Origin of the sequence: Nonomuraea sp. B19D2, assembly GCF_040137845.1 — a bacterium.
Classification (GTDB): Bacteria; Actinomycetota; Actinomycetes; order Streptosporangiales; family Streptosporangiaceae; genus Nonomuraea.
In genome coordinates this window covers 54,776-71,394 of the sequence record NZ_JBEFAK010000036.1, presented here as the reverse complement: position 1 = coordinate 71,394, position 16,619 = coordinate 54,776, and the positions used below count along the sequence as shown (strand labels likewise).

The following is a 16,619-nucleotide window of genomic DNA, read 5'->3' as shown; positions in this document are numbered from 1 at the left end:
ATCTCGCCATGCCTTCTCACAAGGAACCCCATGGACGACTTGATCTCGGTCGCCGCACTGGCGAAGTCATACGGGACGACCCGCGCACTCGACGGGCTCGACCTGTCCGTACGCGCCGGCGAGGTGCACGGCTTCCTCGGCCCGAACGGCGCGGGGAAGTCCACGACCCTCCGCATCCTCCTCGGCCTCATCCGGGCCACCTCCGGCACGGTCAGGCTGCTCGGCGGCGACCCGTGGCGGCAGGCCACGGAGCTGCACCGGCGGCTGGCGTACGTGCCGGGCGACGTGACCCTGTGGCCCACGCTCACCGGGGGCGAGGTGATCGACCTGCTCGGCCGCGCAAGAGGCGGGCTCGACCAGCGGCGCCGCGCCGAGCTGATGGACAGGTTCGAGCTCGATCCGCGCAAGAAGAGCCGCACCTACTCCAAGGGCAACCGCCAGAAGGTCGCGCTGGTCGCCGCGCTCTCCTCCCGGGCCGAGCTGCTGATCCTCGACGAGCCGAGCTCGGGCCTCGACCCGCTGATGGAGAAGGCCTTCCGCACGAGCGTGGCGGAGGAGAAGCGGGCGGGCCGCACGGTCCTGCTGTCCAGCCACATACTCTCCGAGGTCGAGGCCCTGTGCGACCGGGTGACCATCATCCGCGCGGGGCGCGCCGTGGAGTCGGGCACCCTCTCCGGCCTGCGCCACCTCACCCGAACCTCGATCAGCGCCGATCTGGTGGGCTCCCCCGGCTCGGTTCGCGACCTCCCCGGCGTGCACAACGTGCTGGTCGAGAACGGCCGCCTCACCTGCCAGGCCGACTCCGACGCGCTCGACGGGCTGCTCGCCCGCCTGTCCGCCATCGGCGTACGCGGCCTGACCTGCAGCCCGCCGAGCCTGGAAGAGTTGTTCCTGCGGCACTACCAGGGGGCTGCGCGATGACTCTGCTGCTCAAGCTGGCGGTCCGCGGGGAACGCGTGCGCTCGGCCGTCTGGATCCTCGCCGTCGTCCTGCTCGGCGCCGGCCTGGTCTCCTACATCCAGGGCTATTTCACCACCCCGGAGGCGCTGCGCACGTACGCGCGGGTGATCTCCGCCAACCCGATCTTCCTCGGCCTCGGCGGCCCCGTGACCGAGCCCTCGGTCGGCGCGATGGCGGCCTGGCGGAGCGGCGGGCTGCTCTTCCTGCTGACCGCCTGGATGGCCTTGACCATCGTCATCAGGCACACGAGGGCGGAGGAGGAGTCCGGGCGGCAGGAGCTGATGTTGTCCGGCATGATCGGCCGGGCCGCGCCGCTCACCGCGGCCCTCGTCACCGCCGCCGGCGCCGCGTTGCTCGCCGGGGCGCTCACCTCGGCCGTGCTCATCGCGATCGGCATGGAGGCGGCCGGCTCGCTCGCGTACGGGGCCGCGATCACGGTCGCGGGCTGGGTCTTCGCCGCGGTGGGCGCGGTGACCTCGCAGCTGGCGCAGGCCGCGCGTACCGCGACCACGCTCGGGCTGCTCGTGCTCGGCGTGTCCTACGTGCTGCGCTACCTCGGGGACGCCTCCGGCGTGAGCTTGCTGACGCGGCTGTCGCCGCTCGGCTGGAGCCACCTGGTCCGGCCCTACGGGACCGACCGGTGGTGGGTCCTGATCGTGTCGCTGGTGGCGACCGCGGTGCTGCTGGTGCTCGCGTACGGGCTGTCCGCGCGTCGCGACCTCGACTCGGGCCTGCTCCCCGTACGCCCCGGGCCCGCCACGGGGCCGTACCTGACGGGGCCGTTCAGCCTGGCCTGGCGGCTGCAGCGCGGCATGCTGGCGAAGTGGGCCGTGGGCGTGACGGCGGCCGCGGCGCTCTTCTCGAGCCTCAGCAGCGTCGCGCCCCGCCTGGCGAAACAGCCGGGGTGGGTGCTGGACGCGTTCCTCCAGCGGTACGGAGGGCCGTCGGGGGATCCGGTGGACGCGTACCTGTGGATCATCGTGCTCCTGCTGGCGTACACGGTCGCGCTCTACCCCGTGCTCGCCACGCTCAGGCTGCATCAGGAGGAGCACTCCGGCCACGCCGAGGCACTGCTGTCCACCGCCGTGAGCCGGCTCCGGTGGGCGGTGGCGCACCTGGTCGTGGGCGCGCTCGGCACGCTGGTGCTGCTGGCTCTCGGCGGGTTCGTCACGGGGCTGGTCTACACGCTGATCATGGGCGAACCGGCGGTGGGCAGGATGTTGCAGGCGGCCCTCGAGCACGTGCCGGCGGCCTGGCTCGTGGGGGCGGTCGCTGCCTTCGCCGTGGGGGTGCTGCCGCGGGTGTCGGTGGCGCTCTCGTGGACGGTCTGGGGCGTGGTGATCGTGGTCGGTGACCTGATGGGGCCGCTGATCGGGCTGTGGGGGTGGAGCCGGATCGAGCCGTTCCACTACACGCCCAACACGGTCTCGGGGGAGCCGTTCAGCGCGGCGCCGATGACCGTGATCCTGGCGCTGGCCGCACTGCTCACCGCCGCGGCGCTGATCCGCCTGCGCAGCCGCGACCTGGGCTGACACGACGCACGGGCCCCTGGGCTTGCTGGGCGCCTGACCGTTGATGTCCGATCGTCACTAGTGGGCACGGCCCGGCGGCCGGAAGAGTGGACCGCATGCTCACAGACGAGGACGCGTACTCCGTGCTCAGAAGCCGGGACGGCCGCTTCGACGGCCGGTTCTTCGTCGCCGTCGTGACCACCGGCATCTACTGCCGCCCCAGCTGCCCCGCCGCGCTCCCCAAACGCCGGAACGTGCGCTTCTACCCGTCCTCCGCCGCCGCCCTGGAGGCAGGCTTCCGCGCCTGCAAACGTTGCCGGCCCGACACCACACCCGGCTCCCCCGAATGGAACGTGCGGGCGGACGTGGTGGGCCGTGCGATGCAGCTGATCGCCGACGGCCTCGTGGACCGCGAAGGGGTCGCGGGCCTGGCCGCCCGGCTCGGCTACAGCGAACGCCAGCTGCACCGCCAGCTCACGGCCGACCTGGGCGCCGGCCCGCAAGCGCTGGCCCGGGCCCAGCGGGCGGCCAATGCCAGGACGCTCCTGGAAACCACGGACCTGCCCGCGAGCGAGATAGCGTTCGTGGCCGGTTTCTCCACGATCCGCCAGTTCAACGACACCATGCGGAAGGTCTACGGCACAACGCCCACCGCCCTGCGGGGCGCCCGCTCCACCGGCCGTCCCCCGGGCGCGCTCCGCCTGCGCCTCGCCTACCGCCCGCCTCTGGACCTGACGGCCCTGTTCGCCTTTCTCGCCGCCCGAGCGATCCCCGGGCTGGAGGACGCCACGGCCGACTGCTACCGCCGTCCCCTGAACCTCCCTCACGGCCTGGGCCTGGTCACCCTGCGCCCCGCGGACTCGTACGTCTCCTGCGAGCTGCACCTGGAGGACCTGAAGGATCTCTCGGCGGCAGTGCGCCGCTGCCGCCGTCTCCTGGACCTGGACGCCGACCCGCGCGACATCACCGACCACCTCACCCGCGACCCTCTCCTGGCGCCCGCGGTGGCAGCGGGTCAGGGCCGGCGGGTGCCCGGCCACGTGGACGCGGCGGAGATGGCGGTACGCGCGATCCTGAACGAGGAAACGATCAACGGCAGAGCCCTCCTCACGCAGCTGGTCCGCAGCTGCGGCACGCCGCTGTCCCAGCCATTGCCACCGGTGGATCCGGCCGCCCTCGGCAGCGTCACCCACGCCTTCCCCCGCATGGAGGCGCTGGCGAACGCGGACGCGCCGGCGCCGCTGATCGTTCTGGCCCGGGCGTTGCTCACCGGCGTCCTCCACCTTGGCCCCGGAGCCGACCGCGACCGGTCCGAACGCGAACTCCTCGCCCTACCGGGCGTGAGCGCGGAAGCCGTCTCCCGGATCCGGATGCGGGCACTCGGCGACCCCGACGTCTTCCTCCCCTCAGACCCAGCCGTGCGGGAGGGGCTGCGTCGCCTCGGGCTGACGGCGAAGCACGCGCGGCGCTGGCGCCCGTGGCGCTCGTACGCGATGCAGCACCTGAGCACGACATTCACCAAACCTTGAGCTCGTTAGGAACCCCCCTCCGTGTCGGCCTACTTGTCCCTCCTCAAACGCAGGCGCGACTTCCGCAACCTGTGGCTGGGCGCGTCCGTCTCCGTGATGGGCGACAGCATGACGTTCGTCGCCCTCTCCTGGCTCGTCCTGGCCCAGCCGAACGGGACGGCGAACATGGGCATCCTGGCTGTCTGCTACACCGCCCCGGTCCTGGTCGGCGGCCTGGTGGCGGGCCCGCCGCTCGACCGGTTCGACAAGCGGACGGCCCTGATCGCCGACAGCGTCCTGCGCGGCGTCGCGGTCGGGTCCATCCCGTTCACCGCGGCGGTCGCCACCGTGCCGGCCTGGCTGCCCTTCCTCGTCGCCACCCTCCACGGCCTGCTGAAAATGCTCCCCATGGCCGCCGTTCCCGCCGCCATCCCCGAGTTGGTCGCCCCGAAGGAACGCGACGCCGCCAACGCGCTGGAATCCGTCAGCTACTCGTTGTCGGGAATCCTGGGCTTCACCCTGGCCGCGCCTCTCCTGGACACCCTCGGCCCGGCGAACATCCTGGCCCTGGACGCCGCCACCTACGCCTGCTTCGCCACGGCCGTGGCCCTGATCCGTCGCCCCCTTCGCCCTCATGAAAAGCCAGAAACCGGAACGGCCCCCAAGACGGTCTTCCGCGACAAGGTGCTCGTCAGCACCACGCTGGCCTTCATGGCGTTCAACATCGCCGAAGGCGCGATGACCATGGTCGTCGCCCCCTGGCTGGCCAAGGAGCGCCTCCCTGGCGACGGCGCCGCTCTCTCCCTCCTCATGGTCGCCTTGTCAGCGGGCGAACTTCTGGGCGGTCTCGCAGCCGGCGCCTGGCGCCCCAGGGTCGGCAGGCTCGTCGCGATCGCGCTGGTCGAGCTGGTGGCGGCGGCAGGCTTCCTGGCAGCCCTGGGATCCCCTGACTGGATCCCGGTGGCCACGGGCTTCCTCGTCATCGGCGCGTTCAGCGCACCCATGACCGTCTGGGCGCAGTCGCTGCGCATGGAGCGCATCCCGCCGTCCCACCGCGGCCGCGTCTTCAGCGTCTTCCGCACGATGATGCAGGCCACCCCGCCCATCGGCGCCGCCCTGGTCACCCCGCTGCTGGTAACCGGCAACCTGACGGGAGCCGTGATCCTGATGACCGCGCTGGCCGCCCTCCCGGCCTTCGCCCTGCTACTCGTACGCGAAAGCCACGAGCCCGCTCAGACGGGCGCCCGAGAAGACGACGTTGAACCCTCGGACGGACGCGGACTCCACAACTGTGGATAACCGACTCCTCCTGTGGATAACTCCATCCGGCCGCGGCCCTCACCAGCGCCACCGACGCCCGACCGCCGACCACCCAGCGAGGCGCCAACCCCGGCAGATACCGCAAAAGCAGGGCCTGACGGACCCCGGTGCCACCCGGGAACCCTCCGCGCTCCGATCCACAAACCGGCGCACACAGCCTGTGGATGAAGACGCCCCATGTCATCACCCTTGCGGATCACCGGCCGGGCGAAGCAGGAACGCGACATCGTCGTGCTGCGGGATCTCCACCACGAGTCCGGTGTCGGCCAGGACGTCCGCGATCAGGTCCCGGTCGCCGGCCCATTGCAGCGCCAGCTCGTCCACCAGATCGCCGTAGGCGTCGAAGCAGGACGTGTGCGACTGGGTGGTCCAGAAGACGGCCTTGGGCGCTTCCCCGGCCGGGGTCGCCTCGTGGACCTGTTGCCAGGCTCCGGAGGCGGTCGGCCAGAGATCCGGCTCGGCGACGTAGCCGCGCGCGGCGAGCCGGTCGAACGCCCGTACGATCCGGCACAGGTCGGAGGAACGGTCGGCGGACAGGCAGGTCACGACCCCTTCCTCCGGTTTGTTCAGGCCGTGGACGGCGGCGAAGAGCGCGTCCATCGCGGCGTCGGCCTGCTTGCCCAGCTCTTCGGCGTCCATGTCCAGCAGCGCGTCGAAATCCTCGCGGTCCGCCTGCCCGGGAACGGAGACCACCAGGCCCTCCCGGGCGAACGCCGCCTGGATGTTGGAGGGCAGCCCGCCCCGCCAGGCGATGGGCACATCCCTGACCAGTGCGCCGTCCGGGGCGAAGTGGCCGTCGAGGTCGTCGGCCGGGCTCAGCAGGCCGCTGGTCTCGGTGTCGGAGGCGAAAAGCCCGGCGTCGACGATCTGCCAGCCCTCGTTCTCCAACCGGCTGAGAGCCTGGTCGAAACCGTCGCGCTGCGACCGGGGCGGAGTGGCGGCCTCCTCGATCGCGTCGGCCAGCGTGTCGGCGATCTCCGCGCGGCGCTGTTCGAGGAACGCGCGTGCCTCGGCGATGTAGTTCCGGTTCATCAGGGTGTCCATCACCATGGACCACCAGGCCTCGGCATCGCGGAAAGCATCCGGATCGCGCTCTTTCAGCGAAAGCCACAACTCCTGCGTGTAGCTCTGGCCCGCCTCCGGGGACTCCCCGTTCAATGCCTGCTGGCGCAGTCTGAGCCGGTAAAGGAATTCGACGAAGCTCTCCAGGGAGCTGTTGACCTTTTCCGCCTGCGGCTTCTCGTCCATCGAGAGCAGGCCGACGACGCCGTTCTGGATGTCGAGGAAGTAGCGCATGCCCGTATCCCCCGACGTCCCGCCGAGCGTGAGGACGTTGACCTCGCCGTTGCCCGTCCTGAACACGACCAGAGAGCCCACCCGCGGTTCGGCGGCGATGAAGGTGGTGAAGGCCAGATCCGCGCGTACCGGCAGCCCGACCTCGGACAGGATCCGCGTGTCCGCTTCCGACAGGCCCTTCTCGCGGCACCGCTCGGCGTCCATCAGCAGCAGGCCTTCGTCACCGAACGCTTCGACCATTTCTTCGTGCGTGACCACGATTCAGCACCTTGTCGTCGAGGACATCAGCTCAAGAGCCCCTAAGCGTAGGGGATCTTGAGCTCCCAGCGGACCTCTCCGTCGTGCCATTGGTCGGTGGGGCGCAGGCCGGCTGAGGTGGCGACGGCGGCCGAGGCCGCATGGTCAGGGTGGATGTGCGCGATGACCGTACCGATCCCCTCCTTCGCGAGGTGGCCGACCAGGGCCTTGGCGGCCGCGGTGGCCAGCCCGCGGCCCTGCCAGGGCGTCCCGATCACCCAGGCGATCTCGGCGGACCTGCCGTCGATCGTCGCCTGCACGTACCCGACGAGGCGCTCTTCCGCACGCCACCAGACCACCCAGTTGCGCCAGCCGGGTGGCCCGGCGGCCAGTCGTTCGTAGCGAACGCGCAGCTCCTGCGCGGTGAGCGGGGCCCCGCCGGTGAACGTGTGCAGGCCCGGGTCGGAGAGCACGGCGGCCATCTCGCCGGCGTGCTCAGGGCGCAACGGGAGGAGTACGAGTACGGGGGTGTCGATCCTGTCCACGCGGCCACGATATTCGTGACGCACTACCCCGAGGCGAGGTCGCGGCGGCGCAGGCCGTACAGACCGAGAATCGTCAGCACCGCGGCGATCGTGGTCAGCACCACCGTGGCCACCGGGGCGAAGGCCCCCAACGGGTGCCAGGGAAGGTGGGACAGCACCGACGTGTTCACCACCCATTCCGGCATCTTCATGTAGGACCCCAGGACCTGCACGAACCCGCTGTACACGAGCACGGCCCAGGACGCGGCCATGGCCCTTGGGGCGAGCCCGAGCAGCGCGGCGGGGATGGCGAGCAGCACCAGCACCTCCGGGGCGCGGATCAGGCTCGCCCGGAAGACCTCTCCCACGAGGCCGGTATCGCCGGTCGACAGGGCGGCGCCGATGCCGAGCGCGGCGCCGTACACCGCCGGCAGGACGACCACTGCGAGCGCGGTGACCAGCAGGGACGACCAGTACCACGCCGATCTCCCGGTCGGCCCGGCCAGCACGGGGCCGATACGGCCGCGCACCTCCTCCGCCCGGAGCCGGATGACCGACAGGACCGCGAAGACGCCGGTGTAGAGGGACCCGGTGAACACCATGAGGCTGATCCAGGCTCGCCCGAAGTCGGCGTCGGCGGAGAAGATGGGGAGATTCGTCTGCTCCATCCCCCCGGTCATGGCGCCCAGGACGAGGCCGATGGCGAGGAACGCGGCCCCCCACCCGACGATGGCCGCCTGCTGCAGGCGCAGGGCGAGCGTGAACGGCGTGCGCAGCCAGGAAGGCGCCGAGGCCCGGCCGGGACGCGGGGCCACCAAGGAGGCGCCGAGATCCCTGCGGCTCGACAGGGAGTAGGCGCCCACGACCAGGAACCCGGCGAGGAGCAGCGAAAGGCCGAGCGGCCACCAGCGCTCGTCGGCCAGCACCCGCGTCTGCTGTGACCAGCCGATCGGGGACAACCAGAACAGCGGACCGCCCTCCTGGCTCTGCAGCGCCCCCGCGCCGCGCAAGAGCCAGACGGTGAAGAGCACGATGCCCGCGAGCCCGTTGGCGCCTCTTGGGTGCTCGGTGACCTGGACGGCGACCGCGGTGACCGCGGCGAACACCAGCCCGACCGCGGCGAGGGAGGCGCCGAACAGCAGCGCGCTGCCGACGGGGAACCCGATGCTGACCGTCGCGGCAGCGGTGAGGACCGCCAGCGCGGCATTGCCGATCAAGGCGGTGATCAGCGCCCCGGTGAGCTGCGCGTGCCGGCCCACGACGGCCGCCCGGATGAGTTCGGCCCGGCCGGTCTGCTCTTCTGCCCGGGTGTGCCGGGTGATGAGCATCATGTTCATGATCGCGGCGGCCAGCAGGAACTCGACCCAGTAGGCGGCCAGGAAGTAGCTTCGCGTGGTGACGTCGCCGAAGATGGGTCCGCCGAGCACCCTCATGAAGGAGACGCGGATCATCTGCGAGGCCTCGGCCAGGGCCTCAGGCGTCGGGACGACCGCGCTCACGGCGGCGTTGTAGAAGCGCGGGACCATGACCGTGATGGCGACCAGCCAGATGGTGAGCTTGATCCGGTCGCGGCGCAGCGCCAGCCGTACCATGGCGCCGGTGCCGGTCAGGTGGCTGCCCGCCGGTCTGGATCCGGCACGGCTGCGCGCCTCGGAGAGCGTGGTGGTCATGCCGCCTCCTTGTGCGCGTAGTGGCGAAGCATGAGCTCCTCGAGCGTCGGCGGGTGGCTGACCAGCGAGTTGAGGCCGAATGTGGTGAGGTGCCGGATGGCGGCGTCGAGGTGTTCGGCGTCCACGCTGAACCGCACGCTTCCGCCCTCGACGGTCGCGTGGTGGATGCCGGGCATCTGGTTGAGGCCGGTGACCGGGGTGGCGGTGTCGGCCACGATCGCCGTCCGGGTCAGGTGCCGCAGCTGCGCCAGGGTCCCCGACTCCACGACCTTTCCGTCCCGGATGATGGTGATCCGGTCGGCGAGGGTTTCGACCTGGGCGAGGATGTGGCTGGACAGCAGGATGGTCCGGCCGGCGGCTTTGGCCTCGCCGACGACCTGCTGGAACACCGCCTCCATCAGCGGGTCCAGCCCGCTGGTGGGCTCGTCGAGGATCAGCAGCTCCACGTCTGCGGACAGGGCGGCGACGAGGGCGACCTTCTGCCGGTTGCCCTTGGAGTACGTCCGCGCCTTCTTCTTCGGGTCGAGCTCGAACCGCTCGATCAGCTCGTTCTTGCGCTTGTCGTTGAGTCCGCCGCGCAATCGGCCGAGCACGTCGATGGCCTCGCCGCCGGTGAGGTTGGGCCACAGCTCCACATCGCCCGGCACGTACGCCAGCCGCCGGTGCAACGCGACGGCGTCGGCCCAGGGGTCGCCGCCCAGCAACCTGGCCGTGCCGGAGGAGGCCCGGATCAGGCCCAGCAGGATGCGGATGGTGGTGCTCTTGCCTGCCCCGTTCGGGCCAAGGTAGCCGTGCACCTCTCCGGCGTTCACGGTGAGGTCGAGCCCGTCGAGGGCGCGCGCCGGCCCGTACGCCTTGACCAGCCCGGAAATGGAGATAGCAGGGGTCATGGGTTTCTCCCAATTGCGGGTCTCGTCGGCACGGCGAGGAGGTGACCCTTGAACTCCTCGACGGGGAAGGTGAAGGCCGCCTCACAAGGGCGGTCGGCTCAGGCGAAGCCGGTGACGCGCGCGTCGAACTCGCGGTCGGAAAGGGACCTGTTGAGGTTGAGTAGGGCCTCGGCCTGCCAGCCCACGACGTAACGGGTCTCCGGCTGGTCCGACTCGACGGCCCGCAGGATCGCTGTCGCGACGACACCGGGATCTGAGGCCTGGTCGCTCTGGTGGCCCACCGGCGCCTCGACAACAGCTGCCATGGCCTCGGCCATCTTCCGGTAGGCCCCGTTCCCGGAGATCTCCCGCAGTTGCCGCGCGGTCCCGGCCTCGAACTCGGTCTTGATGATGCCCGGCTGGATGACGACGACGTCGATGCCGAACTGCCGGGTCTCCATGCGGAGCGTGTCGGAGAAGGCCTCCAGGGCATGCTTGGAGGCGTAGTACCAGGCGCCGAGCGGAAGGGCGATCTCGCCGCCGATCGAGGACACGTTCACGATCGTGCCCGACCGCTGCTCCCGCATCTGCGGCAGGACCAGCTGGGTCAGCCGGGCCGGTGCGAACACGTTGATCTCGAACTCGCCTCGCGCCAGCTCCAGCGGCGTGTCCTCGACGGCGCCGTGCACCACGGCTCCCGCGTTGTTCACCAGGACGTCGATCCGCTGGTGCTCGTCCAGGATGGTACGGACGACCCGCTGGAGGTCTTCCTCCTTGGTCACGTCCATCTGCAGGGGGTGACCGCCCGCTTCGCGGATCGCCCCCATCATGTGCAACCGGCGCGCCGCGCCGTACACGATGTGTCCCGCGCGCAGGAGCTCGAGTGCGGTGGCGTGGCCGATGCCGGATGAGGCGCCGGTCACGAGGCATATCTTGGCAGCCATGTCAGGGTCTCCTAGGAAGCTACGCGTCCCAGGCGACCGGGAGCTGGTGGACGCCGTAGACGGTCATGTCGGTGTGCAGCGCCAGGTCCGCCGGCGAGACGGCCAGGCGGAGGGCCGGAAATCGGCCGGACGAGCGGAGCAAGTCGAGGGTGTCCGGGTCGGCGAAGCGCTTCGGGTCGCGGTTGGCCGCCGCGATTGAGACGGGGCGCTCCGTGGTGCGCTCTGTCGGCAGCGCGGGCGCGGGATGTGGCTGGGTCATTTCGGGTTTCCCTCCGCGAGAACGGCGATCGTTCACGCACCAGGAAAAGCTAAGGATGCGTTTGCGAATTCGGCAAGTTGTAAATGGCGTTTGCGCAGCTCAGGACGGAATGATTGGCGCAACAACAGTGTGTGCAAATGCAACAAGCTCAGCGTCATGACGCAACGAACCATGCCTGGATGCATACTTGTGCGTGCCCGACGAGGAGTGCCGGGAGGGCGCATGCCGGGAGGCCACCTGACGTACGAGGACCGCCGCAAGATCGCCGAAGGGCTGGCGGAAGGGCTCACCTATGCGGAGATCGCCCGTCGCCTGGGGCGGCCGAGGTCGACCGTCGGCCGCGAGATCGCACGCAACGGCGGCCCGCACGGCTACCGTGCGACCCGGGCACAGCAGGCGGCCGGATGGCGCGCCCGCCGTCGGCCGAGCCCGCCACTGAGTACGCCGGCGACCGCGGACGGCGACGGGCGCGATCCCCAGGCCGTACGGGAACTCGAGGAGAAACTCGTTGCGACGTTCGGGGGGATACCGACGATGGCGGCCAGGGTGATGGCCTGCCTGTTCACGAGTGATACCGGCAATATGACCGTCGCCGACCTGACCGAGCGGCTGCGGGTCAGCCCCGCGTCGATCTCCAAGGGCGTCGGCTGGCTCGAGCAGGTGGGGCTCGTCAGGCGCGAGCGCGACAACCGGCGCGAGCGATACAGCATAGACGTCGACGTCTGGTACCGGGCGTGGCTGGTGGGCGTGCGGGGGATGATGCTGTGGGCCGACACCGTCCGGGAAGGCGTCGACGTCCTGGGCGCCCACACCCCGGCAGGCACCCGGCTCCAGACGGCAAGCCGGTTCTTCGAGCTCATCAGCTCCGACATGGCCCAGGCGGCCGAGCATTACCGGCGAACCTTCGCCAGCTCCGGGGACGTGAACACCGATACCTGATGCTCGAGCTGCGTCGCGCCCTCGGCGCCGCCGTCACCGCCACCGTCACCTCCCTCGCGGACGAAATGGCGCGGAGCGTCCCTGAACTCGCAGGTCGGCTTCGGCCCATGCCCACGGAGCACGCCGGAGGGAGGTGAGGGGTCACAAGCGCCTCTACGGCGCCGGCGAGGCGACGGCGATGTGCGGGCGGCCGGTTATGGGATGCGGGCCGACGTGGGCGCGTACGCCGAAGACCTCCTCGATGAAGGCAGGTGTCAGCACCTCCAGGGGCGGGCCGTGCCCGGCGACCCGGCCGTCGCGCAGGACGACGACCTGGTCGGCGTAGGCCGCGGCCTGGTCGAGGTCGTGCAGGGCGGCCAGCAGGGTGAGGCCGAGGGAGCGGATCAGGTCCAGCAGGAGGAGCTGCGAGCCGACGTCCAGGTGGTTGGTGGGTTCGTCGAGCACCAGCAGCGGCGCCCCCTGCGCCAGGGCGCGGGCGAGCAGGGCGCGTTGCCGTTCCCCTCCCGACAGGGTGGTCATCAGCCGGTCGGCGGCCCAGTCCATGCCGACCCGCTTGAGCGCCGTGATGACCGCCACGCGATCGGCCGTGGTGTCCCGGTCGAGCAGCCGTTTGTGGCTGTGGCGGCCGATGGCGACGACCTCCGCGACGGACAGTCCGTCGGCGACCTGGTTGTGCTGGGGGAGCACGGCCCGGTGGCGGGCGGCCTGGCGGGGCCGCATCCGCCACAGGTCGTGGCCGTCCAGCCGGACCGCGCCCCCGGACGGGCGCAGCGACCGGTAGACGGTACGCAGCAGCGTGGACTTGCCGCTGCCGTTGGGACCGACGAGCGCGACGAACTCGCCGGGCCCGGCGGTCAGGTGGACGTCGTTGACGATGGGACGGGCGTCGATGTGGGCGCTGACGCCAGCCAGGTCAAGCCGCATGGGCGCCTCCGCTCGATCGGCGGCGCAGCAGCCAGAGGAAGAACGGCACGCCGAGTGCGGTGGTGAAGATGCCCACGGGCAGCTCGTTGGGCCGGTCCGCGATGCGTGCGGCCAGGTCAACCAGCACCAGGAACAGCGCTCCGGCCAGCAGGGACACGGGCAGCACGCGGCGGTGGTCGGCGCCGACGACGAACCGGATCGCGTGCGGGATCATCAGCCCGATGAAGCCGATGCCGCCGACGACGCTCACCACGGTGGCCGTGAGCAGCGACCCGGCCACCAGCAGCCCGACCCGCAGCGTCGGCACCGGCACGCCGATGGCGATGGCGGCTTCCTCGCCGGCCAGCAGCGCGTTGAGCGCGCGGGCCTGCAGCGACAGCCAGACCAGGCAGGCGACGATGAGCAGGGCGGGCACGCCCAGGTCGGTCCAGGACGCGCCGGCGACGCTGCCCATGAGCCAGAACATCATGCCCTGCAGCTCTGTCGGGTTGAGCTGGAGCTGGACGAACGTGGTGGCCGCCGTGCACAGGTAGCCGACGGCGACCCCGGTCAGCACCAGCCAGGAGTCCAGCAGCCGCCCGGCGCGCTGGGCCAGGACGTACACCAGCAGTGCCGACAGCATGGCGGCGGCGAAGGCGGCGCCGGTGACGCCGAGCGAGCCGGCCAGGACCGTGCTGCCCAGCGCGGGGACCAGCACGGCTCCGAGTGAGGCCGCCGAGGAGACGCCCAGCACGTACGGGTCGGCGAGCGGGTTTCGCACCAGGGACTGCAGCGCGACCCCGGCCACCGACAGGCCGGCTCCGGCGAGCGCGGCCAGCAGCGCACGCGGGGTGCGGATCTCCCAGACGACCTGGCTGAGCAGCGGGTCCGCCTGCGCGCCCCGCCCGGACATGTGCGCCCAGACCACGCCCCAGACCTGGCCGAGCGGGAGGTTGACCGAGCCGACGGAGATGCCGACCACCAGGGCCGCGACCAGCCCGGCGGTCAGTGCGGCCAGCAGCAGCCCGGTCGCCGGCCCCGAGACGAGATGCGGGCGCCGGGAGGTCAGGTTGTCACTCACCGGGATGGACCACCTTGGAGATCTTCTCCACGGCCCAGGCGTTGAGTGGGCCGAGATACACGCCGTCGGAGACCACCGTGTACGTCCTGGACTTCGAAGCGGCCCAGTGCGGGTAGGCGGTGAACAGCTTGGCCGCCGCCTCGTCCCCGTTCTCCTCCGGGGTGAACAGCCCGACCACCAGCACGTCGACCTGAGCGGTCGCGAGCTGCTCGGCGTTGAGCGTACGGGTCACGTCCGAGGTCTGGCCGGCGAAGGCGTTGACGCCGCCGGCGGCCTTGATCACGTCGTCGTAGATGCCGCCGGTCATCACGGCGGGCAGCCCGTTGGCGTTCATCATCGACATGCCGGGGTAGGCGATCAGCACCTTCTTGGGAGGCAGTTCGCCGACGCGGGTCCGTACGGCCGCCACGCGGGCGCGCACCCTGCCGATCAGGTCGAGCGCGCGCTCCTGAACGTCGAACACCCGCCCCAGCAGGCTGATGAACTCCAGCGAGGAGTTGATCGACTGGTTGCGGAAGGCGCGCTGCTCCTCCGCGGTCGCCTCGGGCTTGCCCATGGCGCAGTTGACCGGATTGACCAGCGAGGTGATCCCGGCCGCGGCGAGCTGCTCGCGGGTGGCGAACCCCTTCTTGGCGTCGAACCCGCCGGACCAGGTGGACACCACCAGGTCGGGCTTGAGCTTGAGCACCTGCTCGGCGGGGACGTCGAAGTTCTTGTTCATGGTCAGCCCGCCGGTCGGCAGCGCCTTGATCTTCGCGATCATCGACGGATCGTCGGAGACGCCGTAGCTCTGGGCGTTGGCCAGGATGGATCTGTCGAGGCCGAGCAGGATGAAGCTCTCCACCTCGCCCACGCTGGTGCCGTTGAGGATCAGTACGCGCTGCGGCGGCCGCTGGAAGGTGACCCTCGTGCCGCAGTTGTCGAAGGTCAGAGGGTAGCTGGTCCGGCCGGCGGGTGCCGTGACGGCGGCGGCCGGCGCTCCGGCCGCGCCCTCGGGGGCGCCGCAAGCGGCCGCGGTCAGGGCAACGAGTGCGACCGCCGGCAGTCGGAGCAGACGACAAAGGTTCATCGGTGTGTGTGCTCTCTACGGGGTTGGAGGTACTGGCTTGTCACCGGTGGAACCCGCAGTCGGCAACGACGATGATCGGCCGGTCCCGGGCATGCCGCCATGGCGCGACGTCCAGGAAGGAAGAGCCGGCTCAGACAGCCGGCACACGATCACCGATTCACCCGAACACTGCGGGTCCGGCCTGTCCTCCAGGGGGTCCCCGCTGCACAAGGGCGTATCTCAGGAAGAGCCGGATACGCGCGGCCTCGTCCTCGCCCGCGTACCGAATCGCTCGTGGCCGGGGAGAAGTCCACCCGGCCACCATGAAAAGCAGGACCAGCAGCGGGCGCAGCACCCAGCCGGCCAGCTGCCGGACCAGCGCGCACAGTCCCGCCTCGACCCACCGCAGCCACACGGAGGTCACCAGCACGCCCGCCGCGTGCATGAGCAGCATCCCCAAGGTCGAGGGGCTTGCGTGGTGCATCTGCTCCATGCCCGGAACGGGGGCCATCGCGTGGTGCGGGGAAGCCTGGCCGAGCAGGATGTGCAAGATGACCTGCGACAGAGCCGTCGCGGGCAGAATGCCGCCCAGGGTGCGCTCGCGCCCGGTCAGGGCCAGCGCGGGCAGCAGGACGAGCAGGAAACCGCTCAGCGCCGCCACCGGGTCGAAGCAGCCCCCGCCGGCCAGGTGTCCGAGCGTGGCCAGGGCGGCGCACGTACCGGCGAAGCTCGCCGCGCGCACCCACCGCACCACCGACAACGGACCCATCGCGGACAGATCCTCCCACACGGCTACCGCCGTCTGGAGATCAGATGGCTGCCGCGTCAGGAGACCACCTGATAGCCCGCCTCGACGATCGCCGCGCGCACCTGCGCCTCCTGAAGCAACGGTCCTCCGCTCACCGTGACGCGGCCCGCGGGCACGTCCACCTCCACCCGCTCGACGCCCCGCAGTGGCAGGACCTGCTGCCGGATCGACGAGGCACAGTGCCCGCAACTCATTCCCGATACCGCGACGGACAGAGTCATTGCCGTGAACCTTTCCAGTGGAACGGCCAAGCGCCGCCTGTGGATGGAGATACGCGGCCGGCGGTTTCCGGGTTCAACCTGCTGCAGGCGCGTTTGCCGCGTTCGGCGTTCTCTGCACAATTTCACGACCACATGGCACTATGACCGGGTGCATGCCGGTCAGCCCTTCTTGCGCGCGACTTCTACGCCGGCATCCTCATCGCGCCCTTCCTGCTCGTCGCCGCATGCACCGGCCTGCTGTACGCCACGTCCTTCCAGCTCGAGCAGATCGTCTACCAGCACGAACTCACCGCGCCCGCCGGCCGGACCAGCCTGCCCCTCAGCGAGCAGGTCGCGACCGCCCACGCGGCACACCCCCAAGGCGCCGTCACGGCGGTGCGAACCGCCGCAGAGACGGGCCAGACCACCCGAGTGCTGATGAACCAGCCGGGGCTTGCCGAAAGCACACAACTGGCGGTCTTCATCGATCCCCACACCGGTCAGGTACGCGGCACGCTGGAGAGCTACGGCAGCTCCGGAGC

General features: G+C 70.8%; 16 protein-coding genes and 1 pseudogene. 6 read left to right on the top strand and 11 right to left on the bottom strand.

Annotated features, from left to right (window positions below; genetic code table 11):
- Positions 1-30: 30 nt before the first annotated feature.
- The 4 genes from ABN273_RS43345 (at position 31) to ABN273_RS43330 (ending at position 5,278) form a co-directional block, all read left to right on the top strand.
- Positions 31-921, top strand: coding sequence for an ABC transporter ATP-binding protein (locus tag ABN273_RS43345; RefSeq protein ID WP_349455374.1), 891 nt, complete (start codon positions 31-33; stop codon positions 919-921).
- The gene (locus ABN273_RS43340) at positions 918-2,492 is read left to right on the top strand and encodes an ABC transporter permease (RefSeq protein WP_349455373.1); all 1,575 of its coding nucleotides are present in this window, start codon (positions 918-920) and stop codon (positions 2,490-2,492) included. The genes ABN273_RS43345 and ABN273_RS43340 overlap by 4 nt, the downstream gene beginning before the upstream one ends.
- Positions 2,493-2,587: 95 nt before the next feature.
- A complete protein-coding gene (locus ABN273_RS43335; protein WP_349455372.1) occupies positions 2,588-4,000 on the top strand; it encodes an AlkA N-terminal domain-containing protein in 1,413 nt (470 codons plus the stop codon).
- A 21-nt stretch (positions 4,001-4,021) separates the two neighbouring features.
- A complete protein-coding gene (locus tag ABN273_RS43330) occupies positions 4,022-5,278 on the top strand; it encodes an MFS transporter (protein WP_349455370.1) in 1,257 nt (418 codons plus the stop codon).
- A gap of 204 nt (positions 5,279-5,482) precedes the next feature.
- Here the strand turns inward: ABN273_RS43330 and ABN273_RS43325 are convergent, their stop codons facing one another.
- The 6 genes from ABN273_RS43325 to ABN273_RS43300 all read right to left on the bottom strand — a co-directional run bounded on the left by ABN273_RS43325 (position 5,483) and on the right by ABN273_RS43300 (position 11,098).
- Positions 5,483-6,853 carry an SUKH-4 family immunity protein gene (locus ABN273_RS43325; protein WP_349455368.1) on the bottom strand — a complete coding sequence of 457 codons (1,371 nt, stop codon included), beginning with the start codon at positions 6,851-6,853 and terminating at the stop codon, positions 5,483-5,485.
- 41 nt (positions 6,854-6,894) lie between these two features.
- Positions 6,895-7,377: a GNAT family N-acetyltransferase gene (locus tag ABN273_RS43320; protein ID WP_349455367.1), complete on the bottom strand. Its 483-nt coding sequence runs from the start codon at positions 7,375-7,377 to the stop codon at positions 6,895-6,897.
- Between the two features lie 23 nt (positions 7,378-7,400).
- A complete protein-coding gene (locus tag ABN273_RS43315) occupies positions 7,401-9,026 on the bottom strand; it encodes an ABC transporter permease (RefSeq protein WP_349455366.1) in 1,626 nt (541 codons plus the stop codon).
- Positions 9,023-9,916 carry an ABC transporter ATP-binding protein gene (locus ABN273_RS43310; protein ID WP_349455365.1) on the bottom strand — a complete coding sequence of 298 codons (894 nt, stop codon included), beginning with the start codon at positions 9,914-9,916 and terminating at the stop codon, positions 9,023-9,025. Before ABN273_RS43310 ends, ABN273_RS43315 begins: the two co-directional genes overlap by 4 nt.
- Positions 9,917-10,014: 98 nt before the next feature.
- On the bottom strand, positions 10,015-10,839 hold the full coding sequence (locus ABN273_RS43305; RefSeq protein WP_349455364.1) for an oxidoreductase: 825 nt from the start codon (positions 10,837-10,839) through the stop codon (positions 10,015-10,017).
- Positions 10,840-10,858: 19 nt separating this feature from the next.
- Positions 10,859-11,098, bottom strand: coding sequence for a hypothetical protein (locus ABN273_RS43300; RefSeq protein WP_349455362.1), 240 nt, complete (start codon positions 11,096-11,098; stop codon positions 10,859-10,861).
- 222 nt (positions 11,099-11,320) lie between these two features.
- On the opposite strand from ABN273_RS43300, the gene ABN273_RS43295 reads away from it, so the two are divergent.
- A complete protein-coding gene (locus tag ABN273_RS43295) occupies positions 11,321-12,037 on the top strand; it encodes a helix-turn-helix domain-containing protein (RefSeq protein WP_349455361.1) in 717 nt (238 codons plus the stop codon).
- 153 nt (positions 12,038-12,190) lie between these two features.
- On the opposite strand, the gene ABN273_RS43290 is transcribed toward ABN273_RS43295, so the two are convergent.
- The 5 genes from ABN273_RS43290 to ABN273_RS43270 all read right to left on the bottom strand — a co-directional run bounded on the left by ABN273_RS43290 (position 12,191) and on the right by ABN273_RS43270 (position 16,098).
- Positions 12,191-12,961: an ABC transporter ATP-binding protein gene (locus ABN273_RS43290; RefSeq protein ID WP_349455360.1), complete on the bottom strand. Its 771-nt coding sequence runs from the start codon at positions 12,959-12,961 to the stop codon at positions 12,191-12,193.
- A complete protein-coding gene (locus ABN273_RS43285; RefSeq protein ID WP_349455359.1) occupies positions 12,951-14,021 on the bottom strand; it encodes a FecCD family ABC transporter permease in 1,071 nt (356 codons plus the stop codon). The genes ABN273_RS43290 and ABN273_RS43285 overlap by 11 nt, the downstream gene beginning before the upstream one ends.
- Positions 14,014-15,090 (bottom strand): ABC transporter substrate-binding protein, encoded by a 1,077-nt coding sequence (locus ABN273_RS43280; RefSeq protein WP_349455357.1) that lies wholly within the window; start codon positions 15,088-15,090, stop codon positions 14,014-14,016. The genes ABN273_RS43285 and ABN273_RS43280 overlap by 8 nt, the downstream gene beginning before the upstream one ends.
- Positions 15,091-15,247: 157 nt before the next feature.
- Positions 15,248-15,838: a hypothetical protein gene (locus tag ABN273_RS43275; RefSeq protein ID WP_349455355.1), complete on the bottom strand. Its 591-nt coding sequence runs from the start codon at positions 15,836-15,838 to the stop codon at positions 15,248-15,250.
- 56 nt (positions 15,839-15,894) lie between these two features.
- A complete protein-coding gene (locus tag ABN273_RS43270; RefSeq protein ID WP_349455354.1) occupies positions 15,895-16,098 on the bottom strand; it encodes a heavy-metal-associated domain-containing protein in 204 nt (67 codons plus the stop codon).
- Between the two features lie 192 nt (positions 16,099-16,290).
- On the opposite strand from ABN273_RS43270, the pseudogene ABN273_RS59865 reads away from it, so the two are divergent.
- A pseudogene (locus ABN273_RS59865) lies at positions 16,291-16,542 on the top strand (PepSY domain-containing protein); the annotation flags it as partial.
- Positions 16,543-16,619 lie beyond the last annotated feature (77 nt).

Bases quoted from the DNA above. Each gene is read 5' to 3' on its own strand.
- ABN273_RS43280 (WP_349455357.1), bottom strand. From the start codon at position 15,090: ATGAACCTTTGTCGTCTGCTCCGACTGCCGGCGGTCGCACTCGTTGCC.
- ABN273_RS43335 (WP_349455372.1), top strand. From the start codon at position 2,588: ATGCTCACAGACGAGGACGCGTACTCCGTGCTCAGAAGCCGGGACGGC.
- ABN273_RS43310 (WP_349455365.1), bottom strand. From the start codon at position 9,916: ATGACCCCTGCTATCTCCATTTCCGGGCTGGTCAAGGCGTACGGGCCG.
- ABN273_RS43340 (WP_349455373.1), top strand. From the start codon at position 918: ATGACTCTGCTGCTCAAGCTGGCGGTCCGCGGGGAACGCGTGCGCTCG.
- ABN273_RS43275 (WP_349455355.1), bottom strand. From the start codon at position 15,838: ATGGGTCCGTTGTCGGTGGTGCGGTGGGTGCGCGCGGCGAGCTTCGCC.
- ABN273_RS43290 (WP_349455360.1), bottom strand. From the start codon at position 12,961: ATGCGGCTTGACCTGGCTGGCGTCAGCGCCCACATCGACGCCCGTCCC.
- ABN273_RS43270 (WP_349455354.1), bottom strand. From the start codon at position 16,098: ATGACTCTGTCCGTCGCGGTATCGGGAATGAGTTGCGGGCACTGTGCC.
- ABN273_RS43295 (WP_349455361.1), top strand. From the start codon at position 11,321: ATGCCGGGAGGCCACCTGACGTACGAGGACCGCCGCAAGATCGCCGAA.
- ABN273_RS43305 (WP_349455364.1), bottom strand. From the start codon at position 10,839: ATGGCTGCCAAGATATGCCTCGTGACCGGCGCCTCATCCGGCATCGGC.
- ABN273_RS43345 (WP_349455374.1), top strand. From the start codon at position 31: ATGGACGACTTGATCTCGGTCGCCGCACTGGCGAAGTCATACGGGACG.
- ABN273_RS43300 (WP_349455362.1), bottom strand. From the start codon at position 11,098: ATGACCCAGCCACATCCCGCGCCCGCGCTGCCGACAGAGCGCACCACG.
- ABN273_RS43315 (WP_349455366.1), bottom strand. From the start codon at position 9,026: ATGACCACCACGCTCTCCGAGGCGCGCAGCCGTGCCGGATCCAGACCG.